Origin of the sequence: Rhodobacter sp. NTK016B, assembly GCF_017303295.1 — a bacterium.
GTDB lineage: Bacteria > Pseudomonadota > Alphaproteobacteria > Rhodobacterales > Rhodobacteraceae > Pararhodobacter.
The window spans coordinates 179,646-203,212 of sequence record NZ_JAFKOK010000011.1 but is presented as its reverse complement, the minus strand read 5'-3'; the positions used below and the strand labels follow the sequence as shown (position 1 = coordinate 203,212).

Genomic DNA, 23,567 nt, shown 5'->3' with positions numbered 1-23,567 from the left:
GCTCCTCCCTTGACACATGGATCGGGTGGGGCTGCGCCTCCCTGCGCGGCCCCGGTTCGTTTTCAGCTCAGGAAAAGACGACCTGAATGTCGGTATATTCCGCGAGCCCCTCTTCGCCGAATTCCACGCCGAGCCCGGATTGCTTCACCCCGCCGAAGGGGGCGTTGGGCTGGATCGCGCCGTGCTTGTTGATCCAGACCGAGCCGCATTCCATCCGCGCGGCCAGCGCGCGCGCGGCCTCTTTGTCGCGACTCCAGACCGACCCGCCAAGGCCGGTTTCAAGCGCATTGGCGTCAGCGAGGGCCTGTTCGACATCGGAATAGCGGATGATGGGCAGGGCGGGACCGAACTGTTCCTCATCCACCAGCGCGTCGCCGTTGGACAGGCCCGCAATCAGCGTCGGCGGGAAGAACAGCCCCTCGCCCGGCGTACCGCCCAGCAGAACCTGCCCCTTGGTCTTCGCGTCGTCCACAAGACGCTTGAGCTTGTCGAACTGCGCCTTGTTCTGAACCGGCCCGAGGATGCTGGCCTCGTCCATGCCATCGCCGACCGGGACGTTCCGGGCATACGCCACAAGCGCATCGCAGACCGCGTCGTGAATGCTCTCATGCACGTAAAGACGCTTCATCGCGGCGCAGGTCTGCCCATTATTGATGAACGCGCCCCAGAACAGATCCTCGGCGATGGCGTCGGGATCGGCATCCGGCAGCACGATCCCCGCGTCATTGCCGCCCATTTCCAGTGTCAGCCGCTTCATTGTTTGCGCCGCATTCTGCATCACGCGCTGACCCGTCGCGCAGGAGCCGGTGAAGACGATCTTGCGGATATCCGGATGCGCCGACATCAGCGCCCCGAGATTGACCGCCTTGTCATCCCCGGTGACGATGTTCAGCACCCCCGGCGGCAGCAGCGCGCTGACAAGCTCGACCATGCGCAGCGTCGCAAGCGGAGTGTGCGGCGAGGGTTTGATAACGACGGTATTGCCGGTCCGCAGCGCCGGCAGGACGTGCCAGACCGCGATCATCAGCGGGAAGTTCCACGGGGTGATCGAGCCCACGACGCCAAGCGGGCGGCGGTGCAGCGTCAGATAGCCGTTCTCGTCATCCTGCAACACCTTGACCGGCAAGGTCAGTTCCGCCGTATGCGCGGCCCAGGCCTGTGCGCCGCCGACTTCCCAGCGCGACCCGGCCCCGTTCAGCGGTTTCCCCTGTTCACGCGTGATCAGCTCGGCCAGCTCTTCGCTGTTTTCGCCGAGAACCTCGACAATCCGGCGGCAGAGGGACTGACGCTCTTCATCCGGGGTCGCGGCCCAGTTTGGAAAAGCCGCCTTCGCGGCGGCGACGGCGGCGTTCAGCGTCTCTTCGGTCGCGTTCGGCGCGTGGCCCACAAGCTCGCCGGTGCTGGGGTTGCGCACCTCGAATGTGGTCTCCGCCGCAGCCTGTTCGCCATTGATCGTCAATGTCCTGTCGAGCATATCGCTCTCCTCCCTTGGGGCGCCGGGAAGGCGCCGTTTCTCCCTTGCGTCAAGGGTATCGGGAGGTGGCTCAGCCCGTCTTGGCGTGCTGTGCCAACCGTTATGGCGAATTGCGCCACCGCCGCATCGGGTTGCAGAACACGGAGGGGGTGGCGATCAGGTGCCGCGGAGGGCGCGCGCGTCGTCGGCCCTCATCCCTGCGGCGTCATGACCTTGCGTTGCCGCGAGCGTTCGATGCCCAGCTGCCGTTCGCGCCAGATGATCAGGATCCCCGCCGAGACGACAATCGACGCGCCGATCAGCATCGGCCGGGTCGGAACCTCGTGGAACACCCAGTAACCGATCGCCAGCGCCATCAGCATCGAGGCGTAATCGAAGGGCGCGACCAGCGAGGCATCGGCCTCGCGATAGCTTGAGGTCAGAAAGATCTGCCCGATCCCGCCGATGATCCCGGTCAGCACCAGAAGCGCGGCCTCACCCGGCGAGGGCAGAACCCAACCGAAGGGGATCGTCAGCAGCGACAATCCGGTCGCGGTGACCGAGAACCAGAACACGATCGCCGACGTCTGCTCGGTCGCCACCAGCTTGCGCACCGTCACCTGCGCCAGCGCCGCACAGACCGCGCCGGTCAGCGCCATCATCGCCCCCAGCGCCTCGGCGGTCGAGACATCGGTCCCCACCGACAGCCGGGGCGACAGCACGATCATCACCCCTGTCAGCCCCGCAAACACGGCGCTGAGGCGGAAGAGACGCACCTCCTCGCCCAGAAACATCGACGCGAAAATCACCACCAGCAGCGGCGCCGCATAGCTGATCGCCGTGACCTCGGGCAACGGCAGAAAGGCCAGCGCGGCAAAGCCCATCCCCATGGCCGAGGTGCCGACCAGCCCGCGCCAGAAATGCCCCAGCGGCTTCGTGGCTTTCAGCCCCGTGCGCACCTCGCCGCGAATCGTAAGCCAGACGAAAATCACGGGGATCGCAAAGAGCGAGCGGAAGAACACCGCCTCGCCCGGCGGGATCGACTCTGAGACGGATTTCACAAGGCTCGACATCACGATGAAGCAGGTCACCGAGATCAGCTTGTATAGAATTCCCCGGATCGGTCGCATCCCGGCCCCTTCCTGCACAGGCGCATAGCACAGGCACCGCGCGCCCACGTCGACGCCGCACTGTTCCACCGATGCGGCGGCGCGGCAAGAGCCGGGCACCGCACGACAACGGATGTGAATTTCCCTCTGGACACCACCCGCGCGCTCGCCTAAGACACGCCCACCCGAAAGCGTCGCTTTCACCCGTGCCCGGGTAGCTCAGGGGTAGAGCAGTGGATTGAAAATCCTCGTGTCGGTGGTTCGATTCCGCCCCCGGGCACCATTATTTCGAAATAAAAACAAAAGCTTACACGCCGCCAGCACGCTCAGATTAGGTGCGTGTTTCGCTGTGGGTATCATCTGGGTAGCATATTGAAGCTGCTTCGCTCCCGAACGCTATCGGCTTGTTCTTGAGAGTTTGATCGAACCGGCAGCATTCAGCCCGCGGTGCCAAGATCGGTTCTGCCAAAACTCGCCGCTCAATTCGTTCCCGTCGTCACTAAGCTTTAGATTCGCCGCGCCTTGGTAGGTATGCTCGTCAGTAACAGCCAACCGAACACCGTTCTCGCGCTTGTTCTTTGCTTCAAATATCCAAGCCATGGATTTGGTGCCGTTTTCGGCCTTGAAGAATTCAACGCAAATCGTTTTTGATTCGAGCAAAGGGTCAATCTTATTCGGCAAAAACTCGACGTCGGTTCGGAACCAAGTCTGTTTGATTCGAACTTCAAAGTTGCGCTCCAGAAGGCCGGGAAGAGCTGAGTCATCAAAGACATCGAAACGAATCTCGGTGCTGTTTGCGGCATCCTTCATCTTTTCGACAACTGAGTAGTTGGACTGCAAGCTTGCCGTCCAAGTCCCGTTGAGGTCGTAGAAAAGCGCCTCGCTTAGCTTATGGCCAACATATGGAAGCTTCCACACGATCCTCCACCCTTGGGCCACGAGAAAAAGAGCCAAAAGGCCAGAAACAAGCGACGCAAGCAAACGAGTCGTCAACGCGTCTGCCACCAATGGCGCCAAGGCTGGCGCTTTCGCGCTGATCCACAGGATCCCTGCTTCAAGCAGGGGCAGCAACCCAAGCGCGAGATACACGGCGATAGTGACCCAGAACTTTAGGGGAACAAACTTTGCCACTATGCTCAACCTCTAGTATTGAAGACACGGCCCTGTGCCCCCAAGTATATGGACAAGAAGCGTGGACACCACAAGATAAGACCAGGAAGGGACAGTTTGATGCCTGTTAACGCACACAAAGCCTTCGTGTCCCGGCACTCGGGCTACAAATTCGCATTGAATCTTTCTGAGAAGCAGGAACAGATACTGCGAAACGCTCGGGATAACATTCGCACAGAAATCTCCTCTCGGTTTGGGGCGTTTGCGAAGTCACTCGGTGATCAGGTTCTGTTCGAAGACCAAGCGCCAGTACTTGCGCGGAGCTACCAGACACCGAAGTTCAAGATGCAGGGCAGCTTCTCATACCACACGTGCAACCAACCTGCGCATGTGCCGCCTCAGGAGATCGACTTGGACGATGGGCTATTCATGCCCGTTTCCTATTTTCAAAAAGGCGGAGACAGATCCCCTGTGATCCAAAGCGCAGCCTACTTTTCCATTGTCGAACGCATCCTAGCGCCACTTTGCGACAAGAAGGGGTGGCAACTCGTAACGGACAAGCCTTCGTGCATCCGAGTCAAGATTGACAACACCATGCATACCGACCTCGCACTTTACTCGGTGCCGGATACGGATTTTCAGCGCATCGTGAAAGATGCCCAAAGTCGTGGTGTAGACTTCACAGCCGAACTAATGATGGAAGATACTGCGTATAGAATGTTGTCTCACGACGAGATGATGCTCGCGCACCGCAACGAGGGTTGGATGAAATCCGACCCGCGAAAACTCGAAGACTGGTTTGTCGATGCCGTGAAACAATACGGCGAGCAGGTCCGAACCATCAGCCGCTATCTGAAGGGCTGGAAAGACTTCCAATGGCCCGAAGGAAGGTTGGCATCGATTGCACTCATGGCCGCAGTCGTGTCGGTCTTTGAGAAGGCGTCGGCAGCAATTGCCAGCGATAGGGACGATCTGGCGTTGTTGCGAGTCGCGGAAGACTTGCCCGACTTTCTCGCCAATGACATTCCAAACCCTGTCGTAGAAGGTGCCCGGTTGGATCAGGGTTGGTCACCTGAGGAACGCAGCGATTTCGTTGCGAAGGCCAGAGTGCTTGCTGAGCGTCTGAAAGACGCGCTGACACAGACGTCAGACCGCACGGCAGCTTTCGAAGCCCTACAAAACCAATTTGGCGGGCGTATCCCAGACGATCTCACCCTCTATGTGCCCGACGCTGGCCTTGAGAAAAAGGCAAGCGAGTTGGCTGCACCTGCTGCCCTTACTTTGGGGATTGTGGAAAAGGTTGATGCTGAGCAAAGCAATGACCTCGCCGCTGTGAATAAGCAGGGCGGAGGCCGCTACGGGTAGTCGGCATTGACTGGGCCGTCTGAACCTACCGACCTCGTGATAGCTGAGCTATCCCGCTGGGTGCTCGCTCAATGTCCGAATGCGCGAGACCTCACGCAGGGCGAATTGTCTCGATACGAGGCCAAGGACCTAATCCACGGATGGCTTGTCCCGTTTGAACATCAAGCTGACCGCTTTGATCTGCACGTGGTGCTCTTGCAGGATTTCCCGTGGACAAAACCGCGCGTGTACTGCACCGAAAAATTTCAGTTTATGCAATATCCGCATATCGAAAAAGACGGTGCGTTTTGCCTTTACCCACCGGGGACAGAGCATAATCCTTTGAACCCCAAAGGGTTAATTTGGGACGCTATCAAAGAAGCCACTCGATTGATCGTCGCTTCATACGACGACGCGTTTATCAGTGATTTCGCGGACGAGTTCGATTCTTATTGGAGCAAAACTGATGGGGGCAAAAACATCGTCAGCCTCCTGTCGCCCGGCGGTCCCTCCCGTCGGGTGTCCCTGTGGTGCAGTACAGGTGACTACTATCTGGCAGATGACCACACGGCCTTGGAGAGTTGGCTTCGCAACCGTTTTCCGGGGAACAAGAAGGACTACAAATTCAACACCGCGACACACATCGCCCTCAATAGGCCCATTCTGCCTTCGGAATACCCGAGGTCGGGTGCGGCGATTCTACGCTTTTTGCGGGAGCTGGCACCCGAATCCGTAGAACTGCTGGAAGATGCGGCTGTAACCGCTGATGACAAGTTCACCGTTTCCTTCGAGGGGCGCACGGATGATGGGCCGGTGTTTTTCGCCGTCGAAGTTTTGCCTCCCGTCAAACAAGGTATGAAAGCCGGGCGACGCCCAGACATGGTGCAGAAGGGCTTTCGGCCTGGAAAGGTACCGACCCATATCCGAATGCAGCGGCTGTTCGGGGGGAACAAGGTTGAGCGCCACGAGACTATGCGCGCGGACCCATCGTGGATACATGGTCGTGACACCCCTACAGTCGCCCCATTGTTTGACAAGCGTGTTCTGATGATCGGCGCGGGTTCATTGGGAAGCGAGGTTGCTCTGCTTCTTGCCAAGACAGGTGTCGGCTCGATCACATTGGTCGACCCGGAACTTCTGGACTATCCTAATGTTGGGCGTCACATGCTCGGGGTCACGCAAGTCAGGACGTTTAAAGCCAAGTCACTGGCAGAAAAATTGGCTGGTGACTTCCCGCATATGCGCTCAATCCAGTACTTTGCCGAGGACTGGCAATCGCTCTACGGCATACGTTCTGAGATTTTCCACAACACCGATTTGATCGTGTCCACGGTTGGCAGTTGGGTGGCTGAAAGCAGGCTTAACCAAGTGGCTAGGAACGAAGCGGATTTCCCCCCTATGATCTATGGGTGGGCAGAACCTTTTTCTGTGGCAGGACACGCCGTATTGATCGGCTCCAATGGCCCATGTTTTGCTTGCGGCATGGACCATTTCGGGAGGGCGCGACAAACAGTGTGTGAGTGGGACACCGAGACGACGCGCAAACAGCCCCATTGTGGGGCCAGTTTCCAACCATATGGGCCAGTATCGTTGTTAGGCGTAGCGGCTTTGGTGGCGAAGACCACAACGAAAGCACTGCTTGGTGAGGTGCACCCCGGCATCGAGGCCGTTTACTGGGCTTCGAAGGAAGAAATTGCCGAGCAAGGAGGGCGTTTCACCCCGGACTTCCTAAATTGCTTTCCAGACGTTCCTGAGTTCGGCGGAACGAGGCAATTTGAGTGGAGGCAAAAGGAAGATTGTGCTTTTTGCGGAGAAGCATGAGCTTTCGCTACCCCATTGGAGAAAGTGGGCAATTTCTGGCCCTAGAACAGAATGTTCTCGATCACTTTGTTAAGTGGCGACAATTGGACCCGAAAATGCCTGAAGCTGGTGGGCAGCTATTTGGTGCGGTTGAAGGTCAATGCATCAAAGTCAAGCTGGCAACCGGTCCGAGGCGTTCCGACCGACGAGGACGCTTCTTTTTTATCGCGGACCGTCTTGCGGAACGTCGGGAGATCAGCACGTTGCACAAATCTGGGCTGCACTATTTCGGAGATTGGCACACTCACCCGCAATCTATTCCCACCCCTTCTGGAACTGATCTTTCATCAATGGCTGACCTGTTCGCTCGTTCAAAGCATGAGTTGAATGCATTCTTGATGGTGATTGTCGGCACAGCCGGGTTCCCCGACGGTTTGCATGTATCTCTTCACGAAGCCGATATTTGGTCGAGGCTACAGTCCATCAGAGAAATTGGTTAATCGGTCGATGATTGGGCATTGCTCGTTCGTGTATCGCAAAAAGAGATCAAGAAGCTCACCGAGCGCGCAAAAAAGGATTACATCAGTCTAAAAGCGGCCGACGAACTTGATATCTTGCCCGTTTCCGGGCGAAATCCAATAATACTACCATCTTGTGAAATCTTGATGCCAAGCCCCACTTTTGCGAGGGCCTCAGCTGCTGCTGTCCTCCCTCCGCCCTCGACGCTCTTTCTAATCCTAACTATTGCACCAACTGCCAGAACGCTTCCCGTGTGGTCAATGACCGTTGCGCCATCTATGGAAACAAGTTCTTGGCGGAGTGTTCTATCCAGATCCTGAAATTTTCGTCCCTGAATGATACGGCTGATAGCTTTCGATTTCTTACTAGCCTTAAGTTCGAGCCTGTCATCATCTGATGCCATTGCCTGCCACTCTTCACTTCGCCCAGAGCCGACGACACCAACACAAGCGCCTCTCCTTCCAAACGATGCATCAAGAACAGTTTCATATATTGCCTCGCGAATTTTGGGATTTCGCGGGACAGCCATCTGACTCAAGACCGGGCTGTGCGTGAGGAAATGCCAACTTCCGTTTCGCTTTGAAAAGAGGAGTTGTCCATCTCGGAAAACAAGTATCTCGCCATGCGCATTGAGCGCAACGGCGACCCGGCCATCTCCGTGAGCAGTCCAATCAGCGAATTGTGCCTGTTCCCATGGGGCAGCCTTTGCACTAATGCCGCCTGAGTTCAGGGTGAGGTGTTCGACGAACCCCAGCCTGGAGTCAAAAGTCAGTAGGCTGCTGTGGCCATTGGAAAGCACTGCGCCAATGTCATTTGAAGCGAATGCTTCAATATCTACCTCTCTGTCACCTATTGCGGCAGGGTCGATACCCACGGCGCTAGATATTGGCGAACCCTCGTATAGACGCGCTGCCCAACTTGACATCTGATCTAGCACAATAAGAACCTGCTTCTCCACTGACGCGTCCGATACTGCCCGAGCCACTACGCGCCTCTGGAAAGTTGACAAGAGATCTTCCTTCAAATGCCCTTTCAGTTCGTCGTTCATCTCGGCGAGGATGCTTGCAAAGGCTTCCACAACGCGAACTTCGCGTGCTGGATCAGTCTTCTTTGCGAAGGGTTGATCTCGGCGAAACTTTAGTCGATAGGTGTCTGATTTATTTACCTTAAATCCGATAGTTTGTGGATTTAGAAAAGCGACCGTCGCCTCAGAAGCACTTGATTCGTCAGATACGGAGTCGATAGACGCACCAGAGAAGAAAGGCAGTAGGTACTCTTCAGAGATTTCCCTGAGAAGATCCTCGCTCATCACCTTAGGAAAAGATGGCCGTTTTCTTTTTTTGATTGCCACTTTTCTTCAACCCTGCCTATTTGGTAGACCTGATACGTGCCTAAATTGAATAGAATCTATCCGCTTCGCATAAGAGCGCTTATTGAAGCTAGCTTGAGGACATCAGCGAGAAGGCCCGCTTTTCATTTCCAAAAACATTCATTCAAGTGTGGCAGAGGCGGGCCCGATAATTATTTCCGAATTGATGGGACACGTTTGCAGCTTATGTTCGAAGTTACGCCTACTGCCCACTACTTGTCCATGCTGGCTTTGACCGCACGCTTCGCCTCTTCAAGTGCCTTTGAACCTTTCACCCACTGCCAAGGGGTGCGCGGCTTCCTTGCCTTCGCCAGTTCGGGGTTCGCCTTGGCGTCGCTGGCTGCGGCGCGGAGGCGTTCGCGGGCCTCGCGCGGGTCGATCTTGAGTTCGTCGCAGATGGCCTTGAGCGTCACGATTTCGGTCATGTCGATCTCCTAAGTTGCTGATGAAGATCGATAAGACGGAAGCCCGAGGCGTGTCAGGCATAACCCTAGTTCGGTTTGAAGATTTGCGAGATGTCCACGCCGAGGGCTTTTGCGATGCGGTCGCCCCTTGATGTTGAGCGACCTGCGCCGCGCGCTAGGGCGAAACTGACGGTGCCTGCAACTAACCCCGAGGATCGAGAGCTAAACGCGCGCGCGGCGGCGTTGTGTTGAGCCAGGAGCGCCGGGGCATGCCTCGGGCTAGGTGATCCCGTCGCAACCCCGGCTGGCGCGCTGTGAGCCGCGCTCATCCCGATCATCCCGGCATCTGCACGGACACTGCACCTCGGCATGGCTACCCCTGTGGTCTCACCCGACGGTTCGGGAATTACCCTGACGGGCGATGGTCCCCGATCTTATTGCGCTGGCATCGAAACCAGCCAGCGAGGAGATCGGCAATGACGATACGCGCGACATGGGCCTTCAACGGCCAGACGAAAATCATTTTGGGCAACTGGCACCGGCTCTGGTGCCTGCTCTTCGGCCCGCTGTACTACCTGTTCAAGGGCATGTTCCTGTGGGCGATCCTGTCGCTGATCACGGCCAACGGCCTGTGGGTCGGCTTCCCACTGTACAATCGCGCCATCGTGCTGCGCCACTACCATCGCAAGGGCTGGGTGCAGGGATGACCGCCAGCACCTCCGCCCAAGCAGTTTGCCACCCGAGTGGAACCCGGCGCGCTAAGGCGAAACCCAGCGCGAATGTGGACCGCATGAAAAGGTAGGGCAATTTGGGTCCGCCTCGCATCCGACAGACTGATAGATAGTCAACGGGTCGGTCCGAGGCGTTCCGCGCGGTGCCCGATGCGGCGCTGTCCCAAGGCGACCACAGGGGGATGGGGGGAGGTGTTTTTTTAACGCCGCGCACCCTGCGGGCAGACGAGGGGTAATATCGACTGCTGAGATTTTCGGCCGAGAGCCGCTGCCCCTGCCCGCCGCACCTTGGCTTAGTGAATTTTCGAGCGGGGGATCACGGTCATGGGGATTTTCCCCTTTTTGCGCAGTTTCTCAAATCGCTCGATGTGACCCAAAATCGTCAGGGCGTGTTTGAAGGAAAGTTCTTTCCGTGAATAGGTCTCGAAACCGTGGATTGAGGCGTAGAACCCGGCCATCTCCAGCAGAGCCTCGACAACATCGGTGTTAGTGAGGTTCACCTCATCGGTGCCTTCCGTCTTGCCTTCGTTCAGAATTGCCTGCTGGATTGCGGATTTCAGGCGGTTCTGCATGTCTTCGTGCTTGGTCATCTTGGATTTCCTTCTGCTATATGACGCGCCTGAGCCGCCAAGGCAGGACAGCGCGGTTTTCGGCGGGAATGAACACTTGCTCAAAAATCCCACACGTGTGCGACTTCTGAGCAAGTGATGCTGGCGGCGTTGTTCAGGGCAGCGCCCAGACGGAGGATTTCCCGTCTTTCGACTTCACCACGCCGAGTGCTTCGCCCGCGCGCCGGAGGGTCGGAAGTGATACCCCTTCCTCCTTCGCCCAGCCGTCCAGCACCTTCTTCTTGACCGGCCCTCTGCGGAGTACGCTTTCCAGCCACGCGGTCGCCGTGTCGCGTTCCCGTGGCGGTCGGCCACGTTCGGCCTCGGGAGGAGCGAGTAGTTCGCCCACCGTCAACTCAGGCTCACAGGCGTGCCATTTCACGCGGGGGTGCGAGCGTGGCCCGGTACTCTGCATCTCGAACACGATTGTCGGCCCGGGTTCAGCATAGTTCGACTTGGCGTGGGCCACCGCGCGCAGACGCGGGTCGTCTGGATGCGGTGCGAGGATTAGGCCCGAGCGCACCCGAGCCGATATCGAAATCGACCCGATACCTTGGTGCATCGCATGGTCTGCCCGCGCCTTGCGAAGGTGCCGCACGATCAGGATGGCCGTGTCGAACTCACGCGCCAACTGGTCAATCTGCACCATGAAGTGCATGGTCTCGGTTGCCTTATTCCCGTCCGCACCTTCCTTCATGAAGGCGATGATCGGATCGATCACGACAAGGGCGGGCGTGTTTGCCGACAGTTCTTGCCGGAGCAACCCCAACCCGCGCTCGTCCAAGGAAAACGGCTCCTGCTGAAAGCGGACTTTCGAGACGTCGGCCCCGGCCTGCATAAGGCGAGGTTTCAGCACCCGCGACGGGTCATCCTCGGCGGACATGAACAGGACCGAACCGGCCTCAATTTCATCCACGAATGGCGGCGGCTTCCCCCTCGTCACGGCGGCTGCAATAGCACAGGTGAAGGTGGACTTGCCCTGACCCATGTTGCCGTCGAGGACAGTCAGCGCACCCTTCACGACATACGGATACATCGAGAACTGCGGGGTGGACTCCTCGACGTCTCCGAGCCAGCCGAAAGCTTCTTCATGCCCAGCCTCGTATTTGCCGACGCTTGAAGCGATACGCTCGACCTCATCGGCGTCGAGGGGCGGACTGCACGCCGCGGCGTTGATCGCCTGCAACGCTCCTGCGATGGCTGTTTCGGCCAAACCGCGAAACCTAAGTGACCCGGCAATCTTGGTCAGCTCATTGTTGCGGCTTCCAGCTCTGAAGGCACCGACCGTGTCGAAATTCGCTGTGCGGGTCTTCTCACGCTTCAGCTTGCGCACGAAGTCGGCAGGCAACGCCGCCAAGCGGCCCTCTCCACGCTGCACGCGATACCGGCTACCGCATTTGTGCATGCTGGGTGGGCCTACGAGATATCCACTGGCATTGTCCTTGATGTCTATGCCAGCAAGCGGCGCTTTCCTCTTGGGTAGGGCCTCCGAGGCGCGGAAATAGTAGTGTGTCCCGCGACCCGTTCGAACCGACAGAGTCGGTGGGAGGCTCAGCTTCTTGAATGTTTCAGCCCCCTCCGGGCCGTCAACATCAAGCACCACCACGCCTGGCGGAAGGATGACACCGAAGTTGGCCCGAGGGTATTTCTTGAACGCACGGCGGATTTTAACCGCGCTGCTCGTGGCACTATGCTGCCCTTTCGGAAACAACTCCGCGATAGGGTGCTTGCCCGGGCTTTTGCAACTGGCCCGGCCACACGTGCATTGGCCGTCATCATCAATGCCATGCAAGGCGATGATTTTGCCGCCATGCCGCGCCCAAGCGAGCGCGGCTCTGATAATCGAGGACGACAACATGTCACCCTCGAAGCGAAATGCTTTTCGCATCTCAGTTCTCCTTGTCTGGGTGATCAGTAGTCGGCGTAGTGCGTGCGAGCGCGTTCTTCGGCGCGTTCAGCAAGCCAGTCCTCAATTTCCGACATGAACCACGTAACCGTGGTGCCGCCCATTCTGGCCCTGCGCGGAAAGCGCCCACGGGCCTCCCAGCGAAGCAAAGTCGTATTGCTAACGCGGATGCCAAAGCGCTTGAGGTCGTCGCGCGTTACAAGCAACGGTCTGTCTGTTTCGTCCTTCATGGATTTTCCCTTTCGTCGGTTAGACAAAGGAGCCGGCTCCATGTTTGGACAACATATGACAGACTGAAATGCAGTGATATCAGAGGTATAGCTAAGGCTGCGCGTTTGGTGCGTAGGTTTATTGATTTCGGGGCAGCTTCGCTATCTCGTCCAGCACGGCGCCTGAGAATTTGAACCCTTCACCGAAGACCTCTTGTGCACATGCATTCAGGAATTCCTGATATTCGCTGCTGGGACCGGGAGTGCGATCATATCCACCACGCGATGCTCTGATGTGTGGAAAATGCCGTTCAAGCACGCCAGCAAGTGCGTTCCCGAAATCGATCCTGAACTCCTGAGAAACCGACGAACCTTTTCGTTTTCGGTCATCCAAGACCTCGAAAAGGTCGCTCGTGCGATTTCTGAGTCTGGTCAATTCTTCGATGAGTATATGCCGGTTTGGCGGGACCGACGGCAATTCATCAGGCCATTCTGAAAGAAGTGTCAGGTTTTCGTCGGAAAGCGCCTCTATCAACTTCTCGGCGGGACGCAAGACCGAACTCGTGATCGTTCGCTTTCTGGCGTCAGGCGTCTGTGACCCTGGCCCACCTTGAACGCCGAGAGGACTGGTCATAGCCGCGACCCAAAAGACATTAGCGATGGTTCGAAGATCATCAGCTAGGCGTATTCGGTCGGTTTCATCATCCGCCCCACCAATGCGGCAAAGCCGGTCAATTGCTTTTTGTGGAAAAAACTCAGGCGCTTGTGGGAGCGGTCGATCCAGCCACCCCAACTCGCGGTACTTCAGATAATACGGCTGATCTGGTGACTTTTTCGACATGGCTATTCCAAAGCTCAAGCGCCTCGCGCTTCTCGTCTGCGTATGAATAGACATTGTAGATAGCGGCCACGCCCGAGACCACACCCGTCTTGTGGTTGAGCAGCGCCTCGGTGACAGGCTGGGGGACGCCCAGCATCGCCATGTTCGTGGACATCGTGCGGCGTAGGTCATGGATGATCCACGGCTCCGTGCCTTCGGGCAGCGCGTTGTCTAGCCGGTCTTTCAGGCGACCGAAGCCCGACACGGGTGATTTGCCGGTGGTCGTGAACACGTAGTCCGATCCGAGGAACCTCGGCACCCTGCGCAGCACGTCCATCATCGCGTCAGTGATCGGCACCGTGTGTTGCCTGCCGTTCTTGGCGCGCTGCGAAGGCAGGGTCCAGAGGCGTTTTTCGAGGTCGATTTCCGGCCAACGCATTTCAGCGACCTCGGCGCGTCTCTGGCCGCTGAGCATAAGGAACTTCATGCAATCCCCGAAAGGATAGCCTTCGTCGCCAAAGACCTCCCACAGCGCGCCCAGCTCGTCGTCGGTCAGTACACGCTCGCGCGACCGTTCCTTCGACAGCGGTTTCATCCCGGCAATGGGGGAGGCGTCGATCATGCCGCGCTCGACGCACGAGCCCATCAGGTGCTTGAGGTGGGCCAGAGCACGGTTCGCGCTGACAGGCGCGGATTTGTGGATAACGTCGCAGGCTTTCACGACATCGGCACGCTTGATCTCGTCGATCCGTTTGCCGTGCAGGGTCGTGAACTTCGCCAGCAGGGCATCCTTGCGCTTCCAGTCGCGGTTGTGAACCTTGGCGTGCTTCTCGATGTAGTCGGGGATCACGTCGCCCAGCGTGGGCTTCGTTTCGACCTCGACGCCGGTGCGATCCTCGAACCGGCCCGTCTCGATATCGTAGAGCACCTGTCGCACCCGTTCGCGCGCTTCGGCCAGCGACAAGATAGGGAACCGTCCGATGGTCAGTCGCCGCATTCTGCCGTTGATGCGCTTGTGCAGGCAGAACGTCTTGGTGCCGGACGTGCTGATGCGAAGGACCAGACCCGGCATCAACTCGTCACGGAAATCGAGGCGCTTGGAAGGATCAGGCTTCTGGCCTTCGATGAACTTGGAGGTGAGCTTGCGTTTCATAAGCCCATGATAAGATGGGTGAGTGATCCACGTCAGGGACAATCCTAGACAAGATGTTAAGGTTCCGAAGGATAATTGACCTACAAGACGTCTGCTGGAGCAGGACTCGAGCGCCCGGCCAGTGAACTGAGCCGCCCGACGCACATATGACAAGCATTCTTGACGCGAAAACGTTATCCATGCAGGTTGGTCCGAGTGCTCTCAAGGGCCTTTATGCCAATTGAAACCCTCGGATGACTTGGTCAGTGATTTATGCCTGAAGACAACGATCATAACCTCAACCCAAGCCAATCTGACGCAAAGAAACCAAGTTACGAAGAGGCGAATTTGGTGCTGTCCGGCGCGGACACTATGATGACCCTCGTGAACAATGCGCTTTCACTGGGCTCCAATAGCATTGTTCGGGAAGCATATCAGATTAAATCTCGCGTCAAAGATGCGGAGAGCTTGATTGAAAAAGTTGAGAAGAAGAGAAACGAAGGCGACTTAGATTATTCAATCGATGACGTTCGGGATATCGTAGGCTTTCGCTTCCTCACGCTATTTAAACCTAATTTGGTGTCTTTGGTTGAGGTGTTTGTTGATTTTCTGGAAAAATACCAAGGTCATCCGGCGGAAGTATTTGTCGGAAATAGTTTGGTCGAAAGCATAGAGGAAGTCAAGGTCTATCAAAGCAAAGCCTCCGAAACCGACTATTTAACAATTTATAAGTTTTTAAGGGGGTACCTTCGTAGCAGAGGGTTTTCTCCTGATTTCGTTAGCCTTGAGGAAAAGGATACTCGGTACTCGAGTGTTCATTTTATTGTCAAGGGGCAGGTGATCAAAGCCGGACAGTCAAAAATATTTCCCATTGAATTCCAACTCAGAACAGTTTTTGAAGACGTCTGGAGCGAGATAGAGCACAAACTACTGTACAAGAACTCTGAGATAAAAAGCACTGACGAAAAATATCGGTTCGGCTCGTCTCAAATCAGAGGCTTAAAGTTGATATTGGACGGATGTTCCGATAACGCAGACTCAAGTTTCTTGCTGTTAGCACCGAGTTCAGCAGAACAAGCATCAGCTAGCTCATTGTCGAGCAATACGGTAAAGGTGCTGGACGGGATCGAGGACGTTTTGCCGTCTTCCGCTCACGAAGAGATCAAGCGCATAAGGGAAAAAATCATAGCGGCGTATAGAGACGTCGCTGCGAGATCGTCAGATAAGACAAAGACATTCTCGCCATCGACATTCACGGATCTCATAGAAACGCTGTCCGACTTCAAGAGCAAATGGGAAGCGCATGTTGCGTCTGCGGATGCGCCCGCGAAAGCGACATTTGACTATGCAATCGATATGGAAATCGCCGCCGCGAATTATTGGGCGGGTCAAGCTTATTTGATTGGTTCAATCGGGCCGGGTGAAGCGCCAAAAGACGCAAGCAAGAATGACGCATCAAAGTTCTTTCAAAGGGCGCAACAAGTATACTTCGATCTGACCGCACTTGATGGGTTTGCCAAAGATCCTGTCCTTAACTTTCGCGTGGGACAAACTTATCGAGCCTTTGGAAAATCTGATCTAGCCATTACCTATTTCGAGGCGGCAACTGAGGAAATGAAACGTCCGGACTGGAAGGACAAGCATTCTATCTTCGAAATTTTGATCCCGCGCCACTTGGGTTACATGTATTGGGCCCAAGCCGAGCGTGCCTATTCAAACTCACCTGGCTACACGCGTGGCGAAGACCCCTACGAGTGGGTAAAGCAAAATTACCCAGTTCAATCGCGTGTTCTACGGGATCTGCTGAAGGCGTATCGCGTTACGGCAAACATCGACCTTAAAGAAGTGTCAAAGGACATCGATCCCACGAGAAACCTAGAGGTCGATCGCGCGTTGGCCTACAACAACACGCTGGACTACGGGGTAGAGTACGTGAAATTCGGTGGCAAAGTAGAGGATCTAGCAACCTCAGACGGTGGAGAAGCGTTTGATCGCACCTTCTACAACCGTCTGTATGATTATTTCTCGCTGGATGATCGATCCACCACTCGCATCGAACTCTTAGACACTTTCGTAAATGCCGCTGTTCTTTTTGGCGACAAGGAGCGAGGCCAACTATGGCTGGCTGAACTTGAAACCCGAGTTGAGAACGGTGCCCCGGAGATGCGTAACAAGTGGATTGCCCTCGTTGTGAACAGAACGATTGCCAATGGGCGAAGAGCCCTGTTGCCAAATTGACGTTACGTCACAATCATGATATTCTAGAAAAAGGGGACGCAAAGATGACCATCATCGAAAGACCAGCAGCCGCAGAGTTCGGACCATGTGGTGAGACAAGGCTACCTGTTCCGGACATTGAATTGCCCGTCCCCGACGCGCCATTCAGGGACTGGCTTTAATCAGTAAGTACCCTTCGGCGGAATTTTTCCGTGTTGCAAGCTGCTTCTAGTCGATCGACCTTCGCTTTTCCACGCGCCTCTGCGTCGAAATTCTAAACGATAGAGCCCGGGAAATTTGGTTTGGTAATCACTAGCGCGTGAAATTGAAATGACCGCACCAGCAACCGTTTTGATTGGAGCAAGAGGCTCAGGGTTTTCGTGCGTCCTGACCAGTGTGAGATAGCGCGATTGACTCGCAGTCGAGGCCGAATGAATTCGAAGATCGTAATAGGACTTCTGCTCGCAGTGCTATCTGCGTCAGTAGCGTTTTATCTTTTCCTTTTCGAACCGGCGCTTGACCGTTCTGATGCCGTATTAGAAGTCTTTAAGTTCATTCTATTTACGTGCGCGGTCAGTGGGGTTTTACTCTTCTATAAATCCATCGACGCACACTACCGCAACCGGGAGGGCGACAGGGAAGCCGTTGACGAATTCCGACGAAACTTTCTGCGAGCCTATCACAACATAAAGATGGTCAGGCGCGAATTCCGTTTTCTAACGAGGGTTGAGAATGGGAGGCTTATCGTGCCCGATACGGATAAGTTTTTTGAAGCATACAAAATACTCAACGACTCTTATGTAGAGTTCGAGTTACTTCGAAAGTCTATAACTGCGGATACTGGACCCTTTTCGAAAATCAGGGATCAAATCAGTAGCGATATGCGTGCGGTCGACAAATACATTAGAAAAATCATGCTTGAGCTTGAGGCGTTGAACTTTTCAGATGAAGACGGCTTTGATCTTTCTTCTGTAGGGCTGTTTCATGCCTTTCTCTATGAAGACGGGAACCCAGTCCATGTAGCGGCATCTAAATCGTTGGACAAATATCTCGTATACCATGCTTCTTCTTAAATTTTTTTGCTGCCTGCCAAAACGCTGTGCCGACACAACTAGCTGCCTTAGACCGAAAGTGTTTTCCTGGCGACGGCTAGATCGAGGCATTCCTTGTCGCGGGATGTGGGTATCGCTTGGGTAGCAGGAGCAGTGAGCTTGAATGCCCCGGCATGAGACAGATCGAGACGATCTGTCAAGCGCAATGATCAGAGTTTTCAATCGGCTACGTTACGGGTTGAGCGCAGTTGAGACAGCCCGCGCGGATCACAAGGCTAATTGAAAATCCTCGTGTCGGTGGTTCGATTCCGCCCCCGGGCACCACTTAACAAGCTGAAATAGTTTGGTTTTGTGGTCATGTCTGGTCCTTACTCGGATCGGGTTTGACGCTTTTCGGCGGAAGGTTTGACAATCTTCGCCCGCCTCGCGTTCTCTTTTTCCAGCGTCGCCATCGTCTCGCGGTTCTTGTCGGCAAGGTTCGCCGACCGCGAATAGTGCCGCGCCATCGATGGCGTTTTCTGTCCCAGCAGGTCCGCGATGCGCCGCTCATCCAGCCCCGCCTCGCGCAGCGTCGTCGCAACGGTATGGCGCAGGCCCTTGAGCGTCAGGCCCGGCGCGATCAGCCCTTCCTCCTCCAGCCCGGTCTTGAAGCGATGCCAGACGGTCGAAAAACCGTTGTAGGTCCATGCCGCGCCTAGCGAACTGGCCAGCACGGTAGCCGCCTCATGCGCGGGGATGCTGTCGAGGGCTGCCTGCAAGGTCGGGCTGACGGGAATCGCCACTTCCTCCCCCGTCTTGCCCCGCACGCCCCATATCGTGTCACCGTCGATCTGGTCCTTGCGCAGCTTCAACGCGTCCGACGGGTCGAGCCCGGTGTTCATCATCAGCGCCAGCGCCACCCGTACATGCGGTTTGGCGCGGGACAGGACGACGTCGCGCTCCTCGATGCTCCATGGCCGGTTGGCATAGGCCCGGTCGCGCGGGCGGCGCTTGGGGATCACGTCCTTGGCGTAGTTCGCCGCGATCAGGCCCTGCGGGATGGCATGGCGGAACACCTCGCTCAGCAGGTGCGGACCATGTTCGCCCGCCGCCACCCGATCTTTTTCGCAGCCTTGTCATGGATGCCTGCGATCAGCGGCGTGTCGATCATATGGACTGGCGTGTCCCGGATGGGGGCGAGGAAATCGGCGCATTTGCGGTAATCGCGGCGCGTGGTCTCGGCCAGATTGGCGAAATGCCCGGTCTCGAAGTAGCCCTTGATCAGCCCGCCAAGCGTGCCAGCACGAGGGCCTTTTTCCTTCTGCGCCACGGCGATGGCGCGGATCGTCTCGCATTGCGCCAGAAACTCAGCCGATCCCGCCAGTGCCTCTGTCAGGTCGATCTTGTGCCCCGTCGCGCGGTGGTAGCAGCGCATCCGGCCGTGGCGATCCTTGAATATCTTGAAGCCCTTGACGCGCACATGGGTCATCACAGCCGGTCCAGGATGTCGTCGCGCGTCATCTCGACATGGTCGGCCTTCATCGTGTCGATCCAGCGGTCGATGTCGCGCCGGTCCCACAGCAGCGTGCCGCGTGACAGCTCGACCGGGCGGACCGGGCAGCTGGCCTTGAAATGCTTGATGGCAAGGCCCGTGTAGCTGGCGGCTTCGGATTGCTTCAGCATGCGCTTGTCGATCACGCTGATGTTGAGATTGGTCGTGCCCATCGGCTCTCCCCCTGATCAATTCACACTCGACACCGAACCATCCCTCTCCCTCTCGTCCCCGCGCAGCTTCGTGGCGCGCTTCTGGAACCGCTCCCAACCCGTCATGGTCAGCAGGCGGGTCTTGGGCGTGATCTCGACGAATTCGAGCCGCCCGTCGTTCATCAAGGCACGAATCTGCGCGGTGCTAAGCCCCACAAGGGCACCAAGTTCCTTGGGCGACAGCAGCTTTTCCTGTGACAAACCCCTCTCCTTTCCTGCAAATGGACGAAAACGCATTGAATGCGGTGCTTGGCCGTGGTTCGATGGTGAAACGCAGGCACTAACGCACAAACGTGCGCCTATATACGTTCATGCTTCATGGCAAGCTGATTGATGTCAAGAATGGTGAATCGTCCGGATACCTACCTCGGCGGCCTCGGCGCGCGCATGGCGATCGCGCGCAACGAGCTTGGCCTGTCGCAGGCCCGGATGGCCGAAGCCCTCGGCATGTCGCAGCGCGCGTATCAAAGCTACGAGACCGGCAAACGCTCGATCCCGGTCGAGGCGCTGGTCGACATGCACCGCCAGTTCGGCGTGGACCTGAACTGGATCCTGTTGGGGGTCGAGGCCGTGCGCCCGGGCCATGATCTGGCGGCGCTTGAGGGGTTCGAGACGGCGCTGGACCGTCATCTCAGCGCGACCGGCATCCGCCTGAAAAGCGAGAAGCGCGGCGCGATCGTCGCGCGCTGGTACCGGTCGTTCCTCGAGGGGAAGGAAATCCCGATGGACGACGTCCACACCTGGATCGAATTGTTGAGAGAATGATGATGGAAATCGAGAAGAACGACGCGTGGCAGCGTCACCAGCTGGCGATGGTGGAGCGCATGCAGCGCGATCTGGCGCGCTTGACGCATCCGGTGATCCGGGCGGTGGGGCTATGCGGGGTGGCCTATCTGGCGAGCTGGGTGTTGGTGATGGTGCTTGGGGCTGCTGCCGGAGCGATGGTGGTCGTGGCGGCGGTGTCTGCGGCTGTGCTGGTACTTGGTGCTCCGGCCTTTGTGTTGGCGGTCGGGGTGGAGCGGTTTTTTCGGGCGCGCTTCGCCCGGATCTCCAGATGATCCGTATGCACCAACCGATTTCTTCAACCAAACCAAGTGCCTGGACAAGTGCCGTGCAATACCGTCCAATGATCCTGTAGCTTTGTATCCCAAGGATTTCTGTGCCTGACCCGCGCCTGTCTTGTCCAATCTGTTTGCGCCGAGAGGCCGGGTTGATCCCGGCGCCGCGTCATGTGGCGACATGGGATGAACTGAACGGACCGGAACAGATGGCGATGCTGGCCGAGGTGGGCGCAGCACTCGGGCGCGGGACCCCGGGCTTTGTCGCTTCTTCAGCCTATGACCATTTCCATCTTAGGGAAGCGTCCGGATCGCGTCTGACGACCGGCGGGCGCGACCCGCTTTTGCCTTTGCTTGCCGAACGACTGGACACGGCGCAGTCCGTCGATCTCGCCATTGCCTTTGCCATGGACAGCGGTGTGGCGCTGCTCGAACCCTGGTTCCGTGAATTGTTGGCGCGGGGTGGTCGGCTGAGGATAATGGTCGGCGATTACCTTGACACGACCGACCCAACCGCCTTGGCCCGCCTTTTGGACCTAGATGGGGCCGAACTGTTCGTGTTCGAAACAGGCGGTCTCAGTTTCCACCCCAAAGCCTGGTTGTTTCGCGCGGCAGATGCACGAGGGGCAGCGATTGTCGGCAGCTCGAACCTTTCGCAGTCGGCGCTGACCGAGGGCGTAGAGTGGAACCTGCATTCCGAACATGCAGCTGACAGTGTCGCCGCAGCTTTCGAAGAACTGGTTGCACGCCCAGAGGTAAAACCCCTGACAGCCGCCTGGATCGATGCTTATGCCAAACGCCGCAGAACGCGCCCGATGCCCGAGTTCACCGCCCGCGTGGTGGCCGAGGAAGGGCCACCGCCAGAGCCGCATTCCATTCAGCAAGAGGCGCTGGAGGCCCTATCGCTGAGCCGATCGAACGGCCACCGCGCCGGTTTGGTCGTGCTGGCGACGGGCCTGGGCAAAACCTGGTTGGCCGCCTTCGACACGATCCGCGCCAAGGCGGGCCGCATCCTTTTCGTGGCCCATCGCGATGAGATCCTGACGCAGGCGATGGCGGCCTTTCGCAAGGTAAGACCAGAGGCCAAGTTGGGCCGATACACAGGTACCGAGAAAGTGGCGGATGCGGAAATCCTCTTTGCCTCGGTCCAGACGTTGGGCCGTATCGGTCATCTGCGCCAATTCGACCGCGACCATTTCGACTATATTGTTGTTGATGAATTCCACCACGCCGCCGCCAGCACCTACCAAAAGCTGATCTCCCATTTCACGCCTCGGTTCCTGCTGGGTCTGACCGCCACGCCCGACCGGAGGGATGGGGCTGACCTGCTGGGGCTATGCGGCGAAAACCTTGTTTACCAATGCGACCTGTTTCGCGGGATCGATGCGGGGCATCTGTCACCGTTTCATTATTTCGGTGTGCCCGACGATGTCGACTACGCGCAGATCCCCTGGCGATCTGGCCAATTCGATCCAACCGCTCTCGACGCCGCCTTGGCGACCGAGGCGAGGGCGCTGAATGCGCTGGAGCAGTATCGCAAGCGCGCAACCGGCCCCGCGATCGGCTTTTGCTGTTCGATGCGCCATGCCGACTACATGGCGGATTATTTCCGCGCCGCCGGGCTGAGGGCTGTTGCCGTCCACTCGGGTCAAAGCTCCGCCCCGCGAGCAAGCTCTCTGGCTGCGCTTGGTCGGGGCGAGATCGATATCCTGTTCGCGGTCGACATGTTCAACGAAGGCGTCGACGTGCCCGAGATCGGGACCGTGCTCATGCTGCGCCCTACCGAAAGCGCGATAATCTGGCTGCAGCAGCTTGGCCGCGGCCTGCGCCGTGTCGAAGGCAAGGTGCTTCAGGTAATCGACTATATCGGCAACCATCGCAGCTTTCTGACGAAGGTTGCCACCCTGTTGCAGGCCGGCGCGGGGGATCGCTCGATCTCGACCAAGCTAGAGGCGCTTCAGGCCGGTGAGTTCCAGATGCCGAAGGGCTGCGAGATCACTTATGAGCTGCAGGTCATCGACATCCTGCGCAATCTGCTCCGCCCGAAGGAAGGCGCGGCGGAACTTGAAGCCTTTTATGTCGACTTCCGGGACCGGAACGGCATCCGTCCCAAGGCTGTCGAAGTCTTCCGCAACGGCTTCGATCCCCGCGCATCGGGCCATGGCGGCTGGTTCGACTTCGTCCGCGATATGGGGGATGCTGTGCCCGAGCGGCCCTTTGCCACTCATGGGCGGATGCTGCGCGAGATGGAGCGACCCCGCGGTCTGTCTCGCGCCGCCTTGACCGGCCTACGCGACATCGCAGCGGGACGGCAACCAAGCGAAGGAGCCGAAGAGCTCGCGTTCAACCCACACCTGGCCCAAAGCGGCGCAAGCCTGCGCCTAGCGCGCCCTGACGCATCGGGCGAGCTGGAATCGCTGGTGCGCGAGTTGGTCGAATGGCGCTTGGCGGAAACACCCATCGTGCGCGAGGCAGCCGAAGCATCCTCGACCTTTGTCGGCAAGCCACAGGCCCTGGAGCTTTGGCAGCGCTACTACGTGCCTGACATCGCGGCGTTCTTTGGTGAGGAATACAAACAGAATGTCTGGCGGACCGGGATGAAGGCACTGCCGGAAAAGAAGATCATGATCCTTCTGGCCAATGTCTCGACACAGGAACTTAAATACCCGAACGAATTCCTCAGCGCGTCGCGGCTCAAGTGGTTTAGCCAGAACCAGACGCGGCAAGAAGGCAAACACGGTCGGATTATCAGCGGGACCGAAGGGCACGATGTGCATCTGTTCATTCGCCGCGGGAATATCGTGAGCGGCAAGGTCAATCCGTTCATCTATTGCGGACAGCCGAAGTTTGTCGACTGGAAAGGGGAGAAACCGATCGAAGTGACCTGGGATTTACCGGTTCCCGCCCCGCGCGCACTTTGGGCAGAGCTTGGAATTCCAGATAATGATTGATCGCCAGAGTTTAGCAGCGCAAGCCGTCGCCG

23 protein-coding genes and 1 tRNA gene are annotated in these 23,567 nt (G+C 57.5%); 10 read left to right on the top strand and 14 right to left on the bottom strand.

All coding sequences use genetic code 11. The annotated features are described in order from the left end of the window. Positions 1 to 67: 67 nt before the first annotated feature. Both JI664_RS15805 and JI664_RS15800 read right to left on the bottom strand, forming a co-directional pair. A complete protein-coding gene (locus tag JI664_RS15805; RefSeq protein WP_207014722.1) occupies positions 68 to 1,474 on the bottom strand; it encodes an aldehyde dehydrogenase family protein in 1,407 nt (468 codons plus the stop codon). Between the two features lie 191 nt (positions 1,475 to 1,665). Further along, the gene (locus JI664_RS15800; protein WP_207014721.1) at positions 1,666 to 2,583 is read right to left on the bottom strand and encodes a DMT family transporter; all 918 of its coding nucleotides are present in this window, start codon (positions 2,581 to 2,583) and stop codon (positions 1,666 to 1,668) included. 187 nt (positions 2,584 to 2,770) lie between these two features. Here JI664_RS15800 and JI664_RS15795 point away from each other — a divergent pair. Further along, positions 2,771 to 2,845 (top strand) — tRNA-Phe (locus JI664_RS15795). 113 nt (positions 2,846 to 2,958) lie between these two features. On the opposite strand, the gene JI664_RS15790 is transcribed toward JI664_RS15795, so the two are convergent. After that, positions 2,959 to 3,693 carry a hypothetical protein gene (locus JI664_RS15790; RefSeq protein WP_207014720.1) on the bottom strand — a complete coding sequence of 245 codons (735 nt, stop codon included), beginning with the start codon at positions 3,691 to 3,693 and terminating at the stop codon, positions 2,959 to 2,961. A 99-nt stretch (positions 3,694 to 3,792) separates the two neighbouring features. On the opposite strand from JI664_RS15790, the gene JI664_RS15785 reads away from it, so the two are divergent. The 3 genes from JI664_RS15785 to JI664_RS15775 are packed head-to-tail and all read left to right on the top strand — an operon-like array spanning position 3,793 to position 7,316. Next, a complete protein-coding gene (locus JI664_RS15785) occupies positions 3,793 to 5,037 on the top strand; it encodes a CBASS cGAMP synthase (RefSeq protein WP_207014719.1) in 1,245 nt (414 codons plus the stop codon). Positions 5,038 to 5,073: 36 nt separating this feature from the next. Continuing rightward, positions 5,074 to 6,837, top strand: coding sequence for a ThiF family adenylyltransferase (locus JI664_RS15780; protein WP_349768734.1), 1,764 nt, complete (start codon positions 5,074 to 5,076; stop codon positions 6,835 to 6,837). Continuing rightward, positions 6,834 to 7,316, top strand: a complete 483-nt coding sequence (locus JI664_RS15775) for a Mov34/MPN/PAD-1 family protein (protein WP_207014717.1) — start codon at positions 6,834 to 6,836, stop codon at positions 7,314 to 7,316. Before JI664_RS15780 ends, JI664_RS15775 begins: the two co-directional genes overlap by 4 nt. Before the next feature lie 77 nt (positions 7,317 to 7,393). On the opposite strand, the gene JI664_RS15770 is transcribed toward JI664_RS15775, so the two are convergent. Beyond that, positions 7,394 to 8,644, bottom strand: coding sequence for a hypothetical protein (locus tag JI664_RS15770; protein ID WP_207014716.1), 1,251 nt, complete (start codon positions 8,642 to 8,644; stop codon positions 7,394 to 7,396). A gap of 272 nt (positions 8,645 to 8,916) precedes the next feature. Then, complete coding sequence (locus tag JI664_RS15765; protein ID WP_207014715.1) at positions 8,917 to 9,129, bottom strand: hypothetical protein; 213 nt, start codon at positions 9,127 to 9,129, stop codon at positions 8,917 to 8,919. Between the two features lie 455 nt (positions 9,130 to 9,584). Between JI664_RS15765 and JI664_RS15760 the strand changes: the two genes are divergently transcribed. Next, positions 9,585 to 9,815, top strand: coding sequence for a hypothetical protein (locus JI664_RS15760; protein WP_207014714.1), 231 nt, complete (start codon positions 9,585 to 9,587; stop codon positions 9,813 to 9,815). A 317-nt stretch (positions 9,816 to 10,132) separates the two neighbouring features. On the opposite strand, the gene JI664_RS15755 is transcribed toward JI664_RS15760, so the two are convergent. The 5 genes from JI664_RS15755 to JI664_RS15735 all read right to left on the bottom strand — a co-directional run bounded on the left by JI664_RS15755 (position 10,133) and on the right by JI664_RS15735 (position 14,535). Further along, a complete protein-coding gene (locus JI664_RS15755; RefSeq protein WP_207014713.1) occupies positions 10,133 to 10,429 on the bottom strand; it encodes a hypothetical protein in 297 nt (98 codons plus the stop codon). Positions 10,430 to 10,562: 133 nt separating this feature from the next. Continuing rightward, positions 10,563 to 12,335 carry a bifunctional DNA primase/polymerase gene (locus tag JI664_RS15750; protein ID WP_207014712.1) on the bottom strand — a complete coding sequence of 591 codons (1,773 nt, stop codon included), beginning with the start codon at positions 12,333 to 12,335 and terminating at the stop codon, positions 10,563 to 10,565. Between the two features lie 23 nt (positions 12,336 to 12,358). Beyond that, positions 12,359 to 12,583: a helix-turn-helix transcriptional regulator gene (locus tag JI664_RS15745; RefSeq protein WP_207014711.1), complete on the bottom strand. Its 225-nt coding sequence runs from the start codon at positions 12,581 to 12,583 to the stop codon at positions 12,359 to 12,361. A gap of 118 nt (positions 12,584 to 12,701) precedes the next feature. Continuing rightward, positions 12,702 to 13,403: a hypothetical protein gene (locus JI664_RS15740; protein WP_207014710.1), complete on the bottom strand. Its 702-nt coding sequence runs from the start codon at positions 13,401 to 13,403 to the stop codon at positions 12,702 to 12,704. After that, positions 13,318 to 14,535: a tyrosine-type recombinase/integrase gene (locus JI664_RS15735; protein ID WP_286174124.1), complete on the bottom strand. Its 1,218-nt coding sequence runs from the start codon at positions 14,533 to 14,535 to the stop codon at positions 13,318 to 13,320. The genes JI664_RS15740 and JI664_RS15735 overlap by 86 nt, the downstream gene beginning before the upstream one ends. Before the next feature lie 252 nt (positions 14,536 to 14,787). Between JI664_RS15735 and JI664_RS15730 the strand changes: the two genes are divergently transcribed. Together JI664_RS15730 and JI664_RS15725 are read left to right on the top strand one after the other, a co-directional pair. Continuing rightward, entirely contained in the window at positions 14,788 to 16,752 is a 1,965-nt protein-coding gene (locus tag JI664_RS15730) for a hypothetical protein (protein ID WP_207014709.1), read from the top strand. 410 nt (positions 16,753 to 17,162) lie between these two features. After that, positions 17,163 to 17,804 carry a hypothetical protein gene (locus JI664_RS15725; RefSeq protein WP_207014708.1) on the top strand — a complete coding sequence of 214 codons (642 nt, stop codon included), beginning with the start codon at positions 17,163 to 17,165 and terminating at the stop codon, positions 17,802 to 17,804. A gap of 347 nt (positions 17,805 to 18,151) precedes the next feature. On the opposite strand, the gene JI664_RS15720 is transcribed toward JI664_RS15725, so the two are convergent. The 4 genes from JI664_RS15720 to JI664_RS15705 are packed head-to-tail and all read right to left on the bottom strand — an operon-like array spanning position 18,152 to position 19,727. Beyond that, positions 18,152 to 18,877, bottom strand: a complete 726-nt coding sequence (locus tag JI664_RS15720) for a tyrosine-type recombinase/integrase (protein WP_207014707.1) — start codon at positions 18,875 to 18,877, stop codon at positions 18,152 to 18,154. Continuing rightward, a complete protein-coding gene (locus JI664_RS15715) occupies positions 18,844 to 19,251 on the bottom strand; it encodes a hypothetical protein (RefSeq protein ID WP_207014706.1) in 408 nt (135 codons plus the stop codon). Before JI664_RS15715 ends, JI664_RS15720 begins: the two co-directional genes overlap by 34 nt. Next, positions 19,251 to 19,487: a hypothetical protein gene (locus JI664_RS15710; RefSeq protein WP_207014705.1), complete on the bottom strand. Its 237-nt coding sequence runs from the start codon at positions 19,485 to 19,487 to the stop codon at positions 19,251 to 19,253. The genes JI664_RS15715 and JI664_RS15710 overlap by 1 nt, the downstream gene beginning before the upstream one ends. 15 nt (positions 19,488 to 19,502) lie before the next feature. Beyond that, the gene (locus JI664_RS15705; protein ID WP_024811261.1) at positions 19,503 to 19,727 is read right to left on the bottom strand and encodes a hypothetical protein; all 225 of its coding nucleotides are present in this window, start codon (positions 19,725 to 19,727) and stop codon (positions 19,503 to 19,505) included. Between the two features lie 141 nt (positions 19,728 to 19,868). On the opposite strand from JI664_RS15705, the gene JI664_RS15700 reads away from it, so the two are divergent. The 3 genes from JI664_RS15700 to JI664_RS15690 all read left to right on the top strand — a co-directional run bounded on the left by JI664_RS15700 (position 19,869) and on the right by JI664_RS15690 (position 23,535). Beyond that, positions 19,869 to 20,291 (top strand): helix-turn-helix domain-containing protein, encoded by a 423-nt coding sequence (locus JI664_RS15700; protein ID WP_207014704.1) that lies wholly within the window; start codon positions 19,869 to 19,871, stop codon positions 20,289 to 20,291. Between the two features lie 2 nt (positions 20,292 to 20,293). Further along, positions 20,294 to 20,584 (top strand): hypothetical protein, encoded by a 291-nt coding sequence (locus JI664_RS15695; protein ID WP_207014703.1) that lies wholly within the window; start codon positions 20,294 to 20,296, stop codon positions 20,582 to 20,584. Between the two features lie 209 nt (positions 20,585 to 20,793). Next, positions 20,794 to 23,535: a DUF3427 domain-containing protein gene (locus JI664_RS15690; RefSeq protein ID WP_286174123.1), complete on the top strand. Its 2,742-nt coding sequence runs from the start codon at positions 20,794 to 20,796 to the stop codon at positions 23,533 to 23,535. Positions 23,536 to 23,567 lie beyond the last annotated feature (32 nt).

Bases quoted from the DNA above. Each gene is read 5' to 3' on its own strand.
- JI664_RS15805 (WP_207014722.1), bottom strand. From the start codon at position 1,474: ATGCTCGACAGGACATTGACGATCAATGGCGAACAGGCTGCGGCGGAG.
- JI664_RS15800 (WP_207014721.1), bottom strand. From the start codon at position 2,583: ATGCGACCGATCCGGGGAATTCTATACAAGCTGATCTCGGTGACCTGC.
- JI664_RS15785 (WP_207014719.1), top strand. From the start codon at position 3,793: ATGCCTGTTAACGCACACAAAGCCTTCGTGTCCCGGCACTCGGGCTAC.
- JI664_RS15775 (WP_207014717.1), top strand. From the start codon at position 6,834: ATGAGCTTTCGCTACCCCATTGGAGAAAGTGGGCAATTTCTGGCCCTA.
- JI664_RS15770 (WP_207014716.1), bottom strand. From the start codon at position 8,644: ATGAGCGAGGATCTTCTCAGGGAAATCTCTGAAGAGTACCTACTGCCT.
- JI664_RS15765 (WP_207014715.1), bottom strand. From the start codon at position 9,129: ATGACCGAAATCGTGACGCTCAAGGCCATCTGCGACGAACTCAAGATC.
- JI664_RS15760 (WP_207014714.1), top strand. From the start codon at position 9,585: ATGACGATACGCGCGACATGGGCCTTCAACGGCCAGACGAAAATCATT.
- JI664_RS15755 (WP_207014713.1), bottom strand. From the start codon at position 10,429: ATGACCAAGCACGAAGACATGCAGAACCGCCTGAAATCCGCAATCCAG.
- JI664_RS15750 (WP_207014712.1), bottom strand. From the start codon at position 12,335: ATGCGAAAAGCATTTCGCTTCGAGGGTGACATGTTGTCGTCCTCGATT.
- JI664_RS15745 (WP_207014711.1), bottom strand. From the start codon at position 12,583: ATGAAGGACGAAACAGACAGACCGTTGCTTGTAACGCGCGACGACCTC.
- JI664_RS15740 (WP_207014710.1), bottom strand. From the start codon at position 13,403: ATGTCGAAAAAGTCACCAGATCAGCCGTATTATCTGAAGTACCGCGAG.
- JI664_RS15735 (WP_286174124.1), bottom strand. From the start codon at position 14,535: ATGAAACGCAAGCTCACCTCCAAGTTCATCGAAGGCCAGAAGCCTGAT.
- JI664_RS15730 (WP_207014709.1), top strand. From the start codon at position 14,788: ATGCCTGAAGACAACGATCATAACCTCAACCCAAGCCAATCTGACGCA.
- JI664_RS15725 (WP_207014708.1), top strand. From the start codon at position 17,163: ATGAATTCGAAGATCGTAATAGGACTTCTGCTCGCAGTGCTATCTGCG.
- JI664_RS15715 (WP_207014706.1), bottom strand. From the start codon at position 19,251: ATGACCCATGTGCGCGTCAAGGGCTTCAAGATATTCAAGGATCGCCAC.
- JI664_RS15710 (WP_207014705.1), bottom strand. From the start codon at position 19,487: ATGGGCACGACCAATCTCAACATCAGCGTGATCGACAAGCGCATGCTG.
- JI664_RS15700 (WP_207014704.1), top strand. From the start codon at position 19,869: ATGGTGAATCGTCCGGATACCTACCTCGGCGGCCTCGGCGCGCGCATG.
- JI664_RS15695 (WP_207014703.1), top strand. From the start codon at position 20,294: ATGGAAATCGAGAAGAACGACGCGTGGCAGCGTCACCAGCTGGCGATG.
- JI664_RS15690 (WP_286174123.1), top strand. From the start codon at position 20,794: ATGGCGATGCTGGCCGAGGTGGGCGCAGCACTCGGGCGCGGGACCCCG.